Below are 9115 nucleotides of genomic sequence, written 5' to 3'. Positions count from 1 at the left end.
CCGATTGCGATGGATGAAGGTTTGCGTTTTGCGATACGTGAAGGTGGCCGTACAGTTGGCGCTGGCGTTGTTTCTAAAATTGTTGAGTAATAAGTTATGAGTAACAGTCAAAGCATTAGAATACGGTTAAAGTCTTTTGACCATCGACTTATTGATCAATCGACTGGTGAAATAGTTGAGACAGCTAAACGAACTGGGGCGCAAATTCGAGGCCCCATTCCTCTCCCTGTTAAAAAGGAGAAGTTTACTGTGCTAATTTCACCTCACGTTAACAAGGATGCACGTGATCAATATGAAATAAGAACGCATAAGCGCTTAGTTGTTATTGTCCAACCAACTGAAAAAACAGTTGATGCTTTAATGAAATTGGACCTTGCAGCGGGTGTTGATGTTCAGATTAGTTTGGATGACAACTGATGGCTGAGACAGGATTAGAGAAGAGGTAGATGATGACAATAGGGTTATTGGGCCGAAAAGTAGGCATGACTCGTGTGTTTGATGACAATGGGCTGTCCATTCCAGTTTCAGTTGTTCAAGTAGTGCCAAATCGAGTCACACAAATCAAGACAATTGAAAATGATGGTTATACAGCATTGCAATTAACAGGCGGTGAAAAGAAAGCCAGCCATGTAAATAAGGCAATGACAGGACATTTAGCGAAAGCAAAATCTGAACCTGGTGATATTGTTAAAGAATTTCGAATTGATGACATAGCAACATTTGAGCTTGGTCAAGTACTAAATGTCTCAGATGTATTCGCTGACATAAAATTTGTCGATGTTACTGGAACTTCGAAAGGTAAAGGCTATGCAGGTACTGTGAAGCGACATAATTTTAGAACACAGGATGCAACCCATGGTAACTCTCGTTCACATAGGGTTCCTGGTTCAATTGGTCAGAACCAAACTCCCGGTCGCGTGTTTAAAGGTAAAAAAATGGCTGGGCATTTGGGTAATGAGACGTGTACCACTCAATCGCTATCACTAGTAAAAATAGATAGTGAACGAAACTTGCTATTAATTAAAGGTGCTATCCCTGGCGCACCTGGCACTAAAGTTGTCATAACGCCAGCTTTAAAGAAATCGACAGGAGATAGATAATGCAAGTACAAACAGTTGACACGAATAAAAAGGTATCTCTTGATACAACGATATTTGATGTTAAATTTAATGAGGGACTTGTACATCAAACAGTTTGTAAATATTTGGCGAACTCACGAAGCGGTAATAGTGCTCAAAAAAACCGTTCAGAAGTAAGCGGCGGTGGAAAAAAACCTTGGCGTCAAAAGGGCTCTGGTAGAGCGAGAGCTGGTACAATCCGCAGTCCATTATGGCGTAGTGGTGGTGTTACATTTGCCTCCAAAAAGAGAGACTACAGTCAAAAGCTTCCTAAAAAGATGTATCGAGCTGCCATGCGCAGTTTATTGGCTGAGCTTAATCGAAACGGAGCGCTTAAAATTGTGAGCGACTTTCAAGTAGAGTCACCAAAAACAAGAGCGTTTATACAGAAAATCAATGAGTTGCAATTAACAAATGCACTGATTGTTATGGCCGATCTTGGTGAAAATGAATATCTTGCATCACGTAATCTGATAGATTTTCTTGTGATTGATGTGCAAGGAGTTGATCCTGTTGTTCTCCTTAAGTATGACAACGTTGTTATCACTGAAGAAGCGCTTAAAAAAATCGAGGAGAAACTTCAATGAACAAAGAACGTTTATTTATGGTGCTTCAACAACCTCATACTTCTGAAAAGTCGACTGTTGTTGCTGAAAAATTGAAGCAGTTTACTTTCAAAGTTTTGAAATCAGCGACAAAAGCTGAAATCAAAAAGGCGGTTGAAAATTTGTTTAACGTAAAGGTTAAAAATGTTTCCACTGTCATCATGAAAGGTAAAACAAAACGTTTCCGCCAACATGAAGGAAAACGTAGTGACTGGAAAAAGGCGTATGTCACGCTTTATCCGGAATATGATATAGATTTTACGGTTAGTGAATAAGGTAAGTACTCATGGCAATATTAAAATCAAAACCGACCTCTCCAGGTCGCCGTGGAGAAATAAGAGTATCCCGTGATGTTTATAAAGGCAAGCCAGAATCGACTTTGCTTGAGCGAAACTGTAAAACTGGCGGTCGTAATAATACTGGACGGATAACTGTACGCCACATTGGCGGTGGTACACGTCCAAAATATCGCGTGATCGACTTTAAAAGACAAAAAGATAATATTGAAGCAAAAGTTGAACGTATAGAATATGATCCTAATCGCACAGCTTTTATTGCTTTAGTAGTTTACAAAGATGGCGAAAAGAGGTACATTATTGCCCCTTCACACCTAAAAAAGGGTGATATGGTTGTGAGTGGTGAAAAAGCTCCTATTAGTGTAGGAAATTCGTTACCACTAAAAAATATTCCCCTAGGTACGACAGTACACTGTGTCGAAAATAAGCCTGGCAAAGGTGCACAATTTTTAAGAAGTGCTGGCAGCAGTGGTCAAGTGTTGGGAAATGAAGGGTCAACCTATGTGTTGATAAAAATGCGTTCTGGTGAGGTTAGAAAAATATTAAATACCTGCCGCGCGACCATTGGTGAAGTCAGCAATAGTGAACATAGTCTTCGTGCTCTTGGAAAGGCAGGCGCAAAACGGTGGCGTGGTATTAGACCAACTGTCCGTGGTGTTGCTATGAACCCTGTTGATCACCCCCATGGCGGTGGTGAAGGAAAAACTTCGGGGGGACGTCATCCGGTAACGCCTTGGGGTATTCCGACTAAAGGTTATAAAACTAGAAACAATAAATTAACTGACAAATTTATCGTCAGACGTGCAAAGAAACGAAAGTAATTAAGAGGATATAACAGTGTCTCGTTCATTAAGAAAAGGCCCATTTGTCGACACACATCTGATGAGAAAAGTGATTAAAGCGAATGAGTCTAAAGATAGAAGACCTATTAAAACTTGGTCACGGCGTTCGATGATTATTCCTGAAATGATCGATCTAACAATTGCTGTTCATAATGGTAAAGATCATGTTCCTGTATTTGTAACCGATAACATGATTGGCCATAAATTAGGGGAATTTGCTCTGACTAGAACATTCCGTGGTCATGCAGCAGATAAAAAAGCGAAAGGTAGGTAAATACCATGATTGAAGTAAAAGCTAGCTTAAAAAATGCTCCACTTTCGGCACAAAAGGGTCGTTTAATTGCAGACATGGTTCGCAATATGAAAGTTGCTGATGCATTAGATGTCTTGAGGTTTACAGCCAAAAAAGGTGCAAAATTAATGCTAAAACTACTTGAGTCAGCTGTTGCGAATGCTGAGAATAATGAAGGTGCGGATATCGATGAACTTAAATTATCTCGCGTTCAAGTTGATGAAGCGCCAACATTAAAACGCTTAAATGCACGTGCAAAAGGTAGAGCAGATCGTATATTGAAGCGAACCTGTCATATAAAAATTGTCGTTTCTGATGAGGATGAGTAATGGGTCAAAAAGTTAATCCGATAGGCATACGTCTTGGAATCATTAAAAAGTGGAATTCAACTTGGTATGCTAATAAGAAGTATGCGGAATTACTCAATGAAGATGTCAATTTGAGAAAATTCCTCAAAAAGAAATTGTATAGCGCAGCGATTAGCAAAATTGAAATTGATCGACCTGCGAATACAGCGATTATTAAAATACGTACCGCACGTCCAGGCGTTATCATCGGCAAAAAAGGTGGTGGCATAGAGACATTGCGTGCCGAAATTTCTAAACGACTAGGCATTCCAGTTCATTTAAATATTGATGAAGTCAAAAAACCTGAACTGGATGCTACGTTAGCTGCCGAAGGTATTGCACAACAACTTGAACAGCGCGTCATGTTCAGACGAGCGATGAAAAGAGCTGTGAATACTGCCATGAAATCGGGTGCAAAAGGCGTGAAGATTTGTGTTAGTGGTCGTTTGGGCGGCGCTGAGATAGCGCGTAGCGAATGGTATCGCGAGGGTAGAGTTCCTTTGCATACATTCCGAGCTGATGTCGATTACGGCACAGCTGAAGCTAAAACAACTTACGGAATTATTGGTGTTAAAGTTTGGATTTTCAAGGGTGAAATAATTCCTCAGAAAGCTCAAGCAGAAAACAGCGGTCAGTAAAAGAGGTTTATCATGTTACAACCTAAGCGAACGAAATATAGAAAACAAATGAAAGGACGTAACCGTGGTCTTGCGCATCGCGGTAGCACAGTAAATTTCGGCGAATTTGGTATGAAGGCTGTAGAAAGAGGCCGTTTAACAGCTCGTCAAATTGAAGCAGCACGTCGGGCAATGACTCGTCATATTAAACGGGGTGGTAAAATTTGGATTCGAGTGTTTCCAGACAAGCCAATTACGAAAAAGCCACTTGAAGTTCGTCAAGGTAAAGGTAAAGGTAATGTTGAATATTGGGTAGCGCAAATTCAACCCGGTAAAATTCTTTTTGAGATGGAAGGTGTTAGCAGAGAGTTAGCTCAAGAAGCTTTTGATCTCGCCAAGGCTAAATTACCTTTTAAAGTATCATTTGAAGAAAGAAAGGTGATGTAATGCTAACTGCACAAGAACTTAAAGAGCTAAGCGTTGAACAACTTAATAAAGAATTATTAGACCTTAGAGAGAAGCAATTTAAACTTCGTTTTCAACGAGCGAATGGCAGTTTAGAAAGAACAGATGAATTTAAAAGAATTCGTCGATCAATTGCTCGCATCAAAACGATTATTACGCAAAAGGCAGGATAAGAAGATGGTAAAAGCAGCAGAAAGTTCTTCTCGAGCTAGAACAGTAATCGGCAAAGTAGTTAGCAACAAAATGGACAAGACAATTGTTGTGTTGGTTGAACGTTTGGTCAAGCATCCATTTTATGGAAAATATGTTCGTAGAACCACAAAGTTGTCTGCGCATGATGAAAAAGGAATTGCTCAAGAAGGTAATACTGTTAAAATCCAAGAAACTCGTCCTATTGCAAAGAACAAGTCTTGGGTTCTTATCGAAGTTTTATCGTAAACACTTTAAAATTTTCGAAAAGGTTGTTATAATCGCCAACCTTTTTGGATCAGAGTTAGCTGGAGAAAAAAATGATTCAAATGCAAACTGTGCTTGATGTTGCCGATAACAGCGGCGCACGCAAAGTCATGTGCATTAAGGTATTAGGTGGATCACACAGACGATATGCCCGGGTTGGTGACATTATCAAGGTTAGTGTTAAAGAAGCTATACCACGCAGTAAGGTGAAGAAGGGCGCTGTTATGAATGCAGTTGTTGTAAGAACAGCAAAAGGTGTTCGTCGTGGTGATGGTTCGTTAATCCGATTCGATGGGAATGCGGCTGTATTATTAAATAACCAATATGAACCAATCGGTACGCGTATATTTGGCCCCGTATTATATGAATTGCGGCATAAGTTTATGAAAATTATATCATTAGCCGCCGAAGTGTTATAGAGGATGTTGCAATGAAACGAATTAAGTCGGGTGATACTGTTATCGTAATCGCTGGTAGAAGTAAAGGTCATATTGGAACTGTTAAGCTAGTTTCTGGTGATACAGTGACGGTTGAAGGTGCAAATTTAGTGAAAAAGCACGTTAAACCAAATCCCAATGTTAATGAACAGGGTGGTATCAAAACCACAGAAAAGCCAATTCATATTTCGAATGTTGCTATTTACAACTCAGTAGCTGGCAAAGCGGATAAAGTTGGATTTAAGTACCTGGATAACAACAAAAAGGTTAGATATTTCAAGTCTAACGGCGAACTCGTTGATATAGCATAATCTGAAGGTGAAACAAATATGGCAAGGCTAAAACAATTATACCGAGAAACCATCGTTGATCACATGATGAAGAAGTTTGGTTATAACTCAATTATGGAAGTGCCCAAAATCACCAAAATTACCCTTAATATGGGTGTTGGCGAAGCAGTTGGTGACAAAAAAGTGATGAATCATGCTGTTGAAGATTTAACAGCAATCTCTGGCCAAAAGCCAATCGTGACGAACGCTAGAAAATCGATTGCTGGATTTAAAATACGTGAAGGATGGCCAATTGGTTGTAAAGTCACTTTACGAGCAAATAGAATGTATGAATTTCTTGATCGACTAATTAACATATCTTTGCCTCGCGTTAGAGATTTTAGAGGGCTAAACCCTAAGTCATTTGATGGCACAGGTAATTATAGTTTGGGAATTAAAGAACAAATCGTATTCCCTGAAATTGATCTCGACAAAATTGATAAAATTCGTGGTTTAGATATTTGCATTACAACAACTGCTAAAACAAACGAGGAAGCTAAAGCGCTATTAGAAGCGTTTAACTTCCCATTAAAAGATAAAAACTAAAGGGTAGATCTGTGGCTAAAACATCAATGATTGCGCGTGAACAAAAACGCATTAAATTGGAAAAGAAATATCGCGAGCGTCGTAACGCATTAAGAAAAGCGATTAAGAAAGAGACTGATATTGATAAGGTTCTCGAATTGCAGGAACAAATTTCAAAGTTGCCAGTTAATTCGAGTCCATCAAGAATTACAAAACGCTGCCAGCAATGTGGACGACCACATGCTGTCTATCGAAAATTTGCACTATGCCGAATTTGTTTGCGCCAGTTATTGATGACTGGGAATGTGACTGGCGGCCGTAAGTCGAGTTGGTAAAGTATTGGAGAGTAAATGTGAGTATGCATGATCCTATAGCAGATATGCTAACAAGAATTCGAAATGGGCAGATAGCCAATCATAAAGCTGTTGATATACCTGCTTCTAAAATAAAGCTCGGAATCGCGAAAGTTCTACTCGATGAAGGTTATATTGCGAGTTGTGAAGAAATTGACGCTGCCAATAACAAAAAGCATATTCGCATCGAGCTAAAATATTACAGAGGACGTCCTGTTATTGAACGTATACGAAGAATTAGCCGTCCAGGTATTAGGAAATATCTACCATGCAACAAACTTCAACCAGTTGCAGGTTTTGGTATAGCAATTTTAACCACTTCAAAGGGTATTATGAGCCATCTAGCTGCTAAACAGTTAGGTATTGGTGGTGAAATAATATGCGAAGTTGCCTAATAATTCGAGGTGAATGATGTCTAGAGTAGCTAAAGCGCCGGTGCAAATACCCAAGAATGTCGAGGTAAATTTAGCATCCAATGAAATAAAAGTTAAAGGTCCACAAGGTACCTTGACTAAGAAATTCAATCATCTCGTAAAAATTACGATTGATGGTGACTCTCAAATTAATTTTCAACCTGCCAATGATCATCCCAATGGTTGGGCTCAAGCAGGCACTGCACGTCGATTAACGAATAATATGGTAATTGGCGTAACCGATGGTTTTACTAGAACTATGGAATTGGTTGGTGTCGGTTACCGTGCACAAGCAGCGGGTAAAAAAGTTAATTTATCCTTAGGTTTTTCACACCCGATTGCGTTTGATCTACCCGAAGGAATAACAGCAGAAACCCCTTCTGCGACAGTTCTTATCATTAAAGGCATTGACAAAGAACTTGTTGGGCATGTTTCTTCAAAGATTAGAGCGTTAAGACCACCTGAACCTTATAAAGGCAAGGGCATCCGTTATTCTGATGAACAAATCGTCAAGAAAGAAGCAAAGAAAAAGTAGGTAAGAAATGAATAACCAAGCTAGAGAAAGACGGTCAAAAAAGACCAAAATGATGTTGAAACGCCAAGGCGGACCAAAAATTGTTGTATTCCGTAGTGGCAGACATATCTACGCACAAGTTGTCGATGGTGGGCAAGTAATTGTATCTTGTTCGACCTTAGAGAAAGAGTTAAAAGGTAAACTCAACACCAAAAAAGTAGAACAAGCACACCATATTGGCAAACTTCTTGGTGAAAGGGCAATCAAAAAGGGCATTAATAGAGTCGCTTTTGATCGTTCGGGTTACAAATATCACGGTCGAGTTAAAGCAGTCGCTGAAGGTGCTCGAGAAGGCGGTTTAGAGTTCTAAGGAATCATTATGACATTTGATATTGAAAATCAAAATGAAGGTGATCGCGAACGCTTAGTACAAGTACGACGTATCGCAAAAGTTGTAAAAGGTGGTAGAATATTTAGTTTTTCTGCGCTTGTTGTTGTTGGGGATGGTAAAGGCCGTGTTGGTTATGGCCTTGGTAAATCTAAAGAAGTCCCTCTTGCTATTCAAAAAGCAACTGAGCAAGCTCGTAAAAATATGTTTTATATTCCACTTGCAGGCAACACAATACATCATGAAATTACATGGTCCTATGGTGCGTCCCGCGTATTTATGAAACCTGCTAGCGAAGGTACGGGTATCATATCTGGTGGAGCGATGCGTGCTGTATTAGAAGTTCTTGGTGTTAAGAATATTTTATCAAAAAGTATTGGTTCAACCAATCCAGGAAACATCGTGCGCGCTACCATTGAAGCGCTCCGACATATTGGTTCTCCTGATTACGTTGCTGCAAAACGTGGTAAGACAGTAGATCAAATAGTTGAGGGTTAACGATGAAAAAAATTAAAGTGACGTTGATAAAAAGCTTGATAGGTCGAAAGCCTCAACACATAGAAATAGCTAACCAATTAGGGTTACGAAAAATGAATCGCACAGTAATTCATGTTTCTAACCCATCAATATTAGGTTTAGTAAAGAAAATTGATTATTTATTGCAGGTAGAGGAAGTATCATCATGAATTTGAATGAGTTGAAACCGACTCCTGGCTCGAAATCTGCCCCAAAACGCGTTGGACGTGGTATAGGTTCCGGACTTGGTAAAACTTGTGGCAAAGGCCATAAAGGTCAAAAAGCACGAGCAGGTGGTTACCATAAAATTAACTTCGAAGGCGGACAGATGCCTTTGCAACGTCGGTTGCCGAAAGTGGGTTTTACATCGAGAAAATCTCTCGTTACAGATGAAATCCGTTTGCATGAGTTAAATCTAATTCCTGGTGATGTTGTATCGATGGAATCGTTGAAAGCGGCAGGTTTAATAAAAAATGATGTTAAACACGTTAAAATAATTGCCTGTGGTGAATTGAAATCTGCTAAAAACATTGTCGGTATTCGAGTTACCAAAGGTGCTAAAGCGGAAATTGAAAAAGCCGGTGGAAAGATTGAAGGATAAT

At 39.5% G+C, this 9115-nt stretch carries 22 protein-coding genes; all 22 read left to right on the top strand.

The features are described from left to right. On the top strand, positions 1-90 hold a 90-nt coding region (locus AB3348_RS05345), incomplete at its 5' end, for a hypothetical protein (protein ID WP_367606545.1). A 6-nt stretch (positions 91-96) separates the two neighbouring features. Then, positions 97-417 carry a 30S ribosomal protein S10 gene (rpsJ, locus tag AB3348_RS05340; RefSeq protein ID WP_367606526.1) on the top strand — a complete coding sequence of 107 codons (321 nt, stop codon included), beginning with the start codon at positions 97-99 and terminating at the stop codon, positions 415-417. 32 nt (positions 418-449) lie between these two features. Next, positions 450-1100: a 50S ribosomal protein L3 gene (rplC, locus tag AB3348_RS05335; protein ID WP_367606544.1), complete on the top strand. Its 651-nt coding sequence runs from the start codon at positions 450-452 to the stop codon at positions 1098-1100. After that, complete coding sequence (gene rplD, locus AB3348_RS05330; RefSeq protein ID WP_367606525.1) at positions 1100-1705, top strand: 50S ribosomal protein L4; 606 nt, start codon at positions 1100-1102, stop codon at positions 1703-1705. Before rplC ends, rplD begins: the two co-directional genes overlap by 1 nt. Beyond that, positions 1702-1998, top strand: coding sequence for a 50S ribosomal protein L23 (gene rplW / locus AB3348_RS05325; protein WP_367606524.1), 297 nt, complete (start codon positions 1702-1704; stop codon positions 1996-1998). The genes rplD and rplW overlap by 4 nt, the downstream gene beginning before the upstream one ends. 11 nt (positions 1999-2009) lie before the next feature. Then, entirely contained in the window at positions 2010-2840 is an 831-nt protein-coding gene (gene rplB, locus AB3348_RS05320; protein ID WP_367606523.1) for a 50S ribosomal protein L2, read from the top strand. Positions 2841-2856: 16 nt separating this feature from the next. Then, positions 2857-3135 (top strand): 30S ribosomal protein S19, encoded by a 279-nt coding sequence (rpsS, locus tag AB3348_RS05315; protein ID WP_367606522.1) that lies wholly within the window; start codon positions 2857-2859, stop codon positions 3133-3135. A gap of 8 nt (positions 3136-3143) precedes the next feature. Further along, positions 3144-3482: a 50S ribosomal protein L22 gene (gene rplV / locus AB3348_RS05310; protein ID WP_367606543.1), complete on the top strand. Its 339-nt coding sequence runs from the start codon at positions 3144-3146 to the stop codon at positions 3480-3482. After that, a complete protein-coding gene (gene rpsC, locus AB3348_RS05305) occupies positions 3482-4138 on the top strand; it encodes a 30S ribosomal protein S3 (protein ID WP_367606521.1) in 657 nt (218 codons plus the stop codon). Before rplV ends, rpsC begins: the two co-directional genes overlap by 1 nt. 12 nt (positions 4139-4150) lie before the next feature. Further along, positions 4151-4564, top strand: a complete 414-nt coding sequence (rplP, locus tag AB3348_RS05300) for a 50S ribosomal protein L16 (protein ID WP_367606520.1) — start codon at positions 4151-4153, stop codon at positions 4562-4564. Then, a complete protein-coding gene (rpmC, locus tag AB3348_RS05295; RefSeq protein ID WP_367606519.1) occupies positions 4564-4755 on the top strand; it encodes a 50S ribosomal protein L29 in 192 nt (63 codons plus the stop codon). Before rplP ends, rpmC begins: the two co-directional genes overlap by 1 nt. A gap of 4 nt (positions 4756-4759) precedes the next feature. Further along, the gene (gene rpsQ, locus AB3348_RS05290) at positions 4760-5020 is read left to right on the top strand and encodes a 30S ribosomal protein S17 (RefSeq protein ID WP_367606518.1); all 261 of its coding nucleotides are present in this window, start codon (positions 4760-4762) and stop codon (positions 5018-5020) included. A 71-nt stretch (positions 5021-5091) separates the two neighbouring features. After that, the gene (rplN, locus tag AB3348_RS05285; RefSeq protein ID WP_367606517.1) at positions 5092-5457 is read left to right on the top strand and encodes a 50S ribosomal protein L14; all 366 of its coding nucleotides are present in this window, start codon (positions 5092-5094) and stop codon (positions 5455-5457) included. An 11-nt stretch (positions 5458-5468) separates the two neighbouring features. Next, a complete protein-coding gene (gene rplX / locus AB3348_RS05280) occupies positions 5469-5786 on the top strand; it encodes a 50S ribosomal protein L24 (RefSeq protein WP_367606516.1) in 318 nt (105 codons plus the stop codon). A gap of 18 nt (positions 5787-5804) precedes the next feature. Beyond that, a complete protein-coding gene (rplE, locus tag AB3348_RS05275) occupies positions 5805-6350 on the top strand; it encodes a 50S ribosomal protein L5 (protein ID WP_367606515.1) in 546 nt (181 codons plus the stop codon). An 11-nt stretch (positions 6351-6361) separates the two neighbouring features. Next, entirely contained in the window at positions 6362-6664 is a 303-nt protein-coding gene (gene rpsN, locus AB3348_RS05270; protein ID WP_367606514.1) for a 30S ribosomal protein S14, read from the top strand. Between the two features lie 17 nt (positions 6665-6681). Further along, positions 6682-7077 carry a 30S ribosomal protein S8 gene (rpsH, locus tag AB3348_RS05265; RefSeq protein WP_367606513.1) on the top strand — a complete coding sequence of 132 codons (396 nt, stop codon included), beginning with the start codon at positions 6682-6684 and terminating at the stop codon, positions 7075-7077. Between the two features lie 16 nt (positions 7078-7093). Beyond that, positions 7094-7630, top strand: a complete 537-nt coding sequence (gene rplF, locus AB3348_RS05260) for a 50S ribosomal protein L6 (protein WP_367606542.1) — start codon at positions 7094-7096, stop codon at positions 7628-7630. Positions 7631-7637: 7 nt separating this feature from the next. Then, complete coding sequence (rplR, locus tag AB3348_RS05255; RefSeq protein WP_367606512.1) at positions 7638-7979, top strand: 50S ribosomal protein L18; 342 nt, start codon at positions 7638-7640, stop codon at positions 7977-7979. Between the two features lie 9 nt (positions 7980-7988). Beyond that, positions 7989-8495 (top strand): 30S ribosomal protein S5, encoded by a 507-nt coding sequence (rpsE, locus tag AB3348_RS05250; RefSeq protein WP_367606511.1) that lies wholly within the window; start codon positions 7989-7991, stop codon positions 8493-8495. A 2-nt stretch (positions 8496-8497) separates the two neighbouring features. After that, positions 8498-8683 (top strand): 50S ribosomal protein L30, encoded by a 186-nt coding sequence (rpmD, locus tag AB3348_RS05245; protein WP_367606510.1) that lies wholly within the window; start codon positions 8498-8500, stop codon positions 8681-8683. Beyond that, entirely contained in the window at positions 8680-9114 is a 435-nt protein-coding gene (gene rplO, locus AB3348_RS05240; protein ID WP_367606509.1) for a 50S ribosomal protein L15, read from the top strand. Before rpmD ends, rplO begins: the two co-directional genes overlap by 4 nt. Position 9115: the final 1 nt, after the last annotated feature.

This window comes from Legionella sp. W05-934-2 (genome assembly GCF_964199965.1).
Lineage (GTDB): Bacteria > Pseudomonadota > Gammaproteobacteria > Legionellales > Legionellaceae > JAFIFT01.
Note: the sequence above shows the minus strand (reverse complement) of the source record. Positions and strands in the feature narration are given on the sequence as shown.

What these genes read in the sequence shown, in the direction of transcription:
- rpsQ (WP_367606518.1), top strand. Translation starts at nt 4,760, where the DNA reads ATGGTAAAAGCAGCAGAAAGTTCTTCTCGAGCTAGAACAGTAATCGGC.
- rplB (WP_367606523.1), top strand. Translation starts at nt 2,010, where the DNA reads ATGGCAATATTAAAATCAAAACCGACCTCTCCAGGTCGCCGTGGAGAA.
- rpsC (WP_367606521.1), top strand. Translation starts at nt 3,482, where the DNA reads ATGGGTCAAAAAGTTAATCCGATAGGCATACGTCTTGGAATCATTAAA.
- rpmD (WP_367606510.1), top strand. Translation starts at nt 8,498, where the DNA reads ATGAAAAAAATTAAAGTGACGTTGATAAAAAGCTTGATAGGTCGAAAG.
- rplP (WP_367606520.1), top strand. Translation starts at nt 4,151, where the DNA reads ATGTTACAACCTAAGCGAACGAAATATAGAAAACAAATGAAAGGACGT.
- rplC (WP_367606544.1), top strand. Translation starts at nt 450, where the DNA reads ATGACAATAGGGTTATTGGGCCGAAAAGTAGGCATGACTCGTGTGTTT.
- rplW (WP_367606524.1), top strand. Translation starts at nt 1,702, where the DNA reads ATGAACAAAGAACGTTTATTTATGGTGCTTCAACAACCTCATACTTCT.
- rplN (WP_367606517.1), top strand. Translation starts at nt 5,092, where the DNA reads ATGATTCAAATGCAAACTGTGCTTGATGTTGCCGATAACAGCGGCGCA.
- rpsE (WP_367606511.1), top strand. Translation starts at nt 7,989, where the DNA reads ATGACATTTGATATTGAAAATCAAAATGAAGGTGATCGCGAACGCTTA.
- rplX (WP_367606516.1), top strand. Translation starts at nt 5,469, where the DNA reads ATGAAACGAATTAAGTCGGGTGATACTGTTATCGTAATCGCTGGTAGA.
- rpsJ (WP_367606526.1), top strand. Translation starts at nt 97, where the DNA reads ATGAGTAACAGTCAAAGCATTAGAATACGGTTAAAGTCTTTTGACCAT.
- rplR (WP_367606512.1), top strand. Translation starts at nt 7,638, where the DNA reads ATGAATAACCAAGCTAGAGAAAGACGGTCAAAAAAGACCAAAATGATG.
- rplD (WP_367606525.1), top strand. Translation starts at nt 1,100, where the DNA reads ATGCAAGTACAAACAGTTGACACGAATAAAAAGGTATCTCTTGATACA.
- rplE (WP_367606515.1), top strand. Translation starts at nt 5,805, where the DNA reads ATGGCAAGGCTAAAACAATTATACCGAGAAACCATCGTTGATCACATG.
- rpmC (WP_367606519.1), top strand. Translation starts at nt 4,564, where the DNA reads ATGCTAACTGCACAAGAACTTAAAGAGCTAAGCGTTGAACAACTTAAT.
- rplF (WP_367606542.1), top strand. Translation starts at nt 7,094, where the DNA reads ATGTCTAGAGTAGCTAAAGCGCCGGTGCAAATACCCAAGAATGTCGAG.
- rplO (WP_367606509.1), top strand. Translation starts at nt 8,680, where the DNA reads ATGAATTTGAATGAGTTGAAACCGACTCCTGGCTCGAAATCTGCCCCA.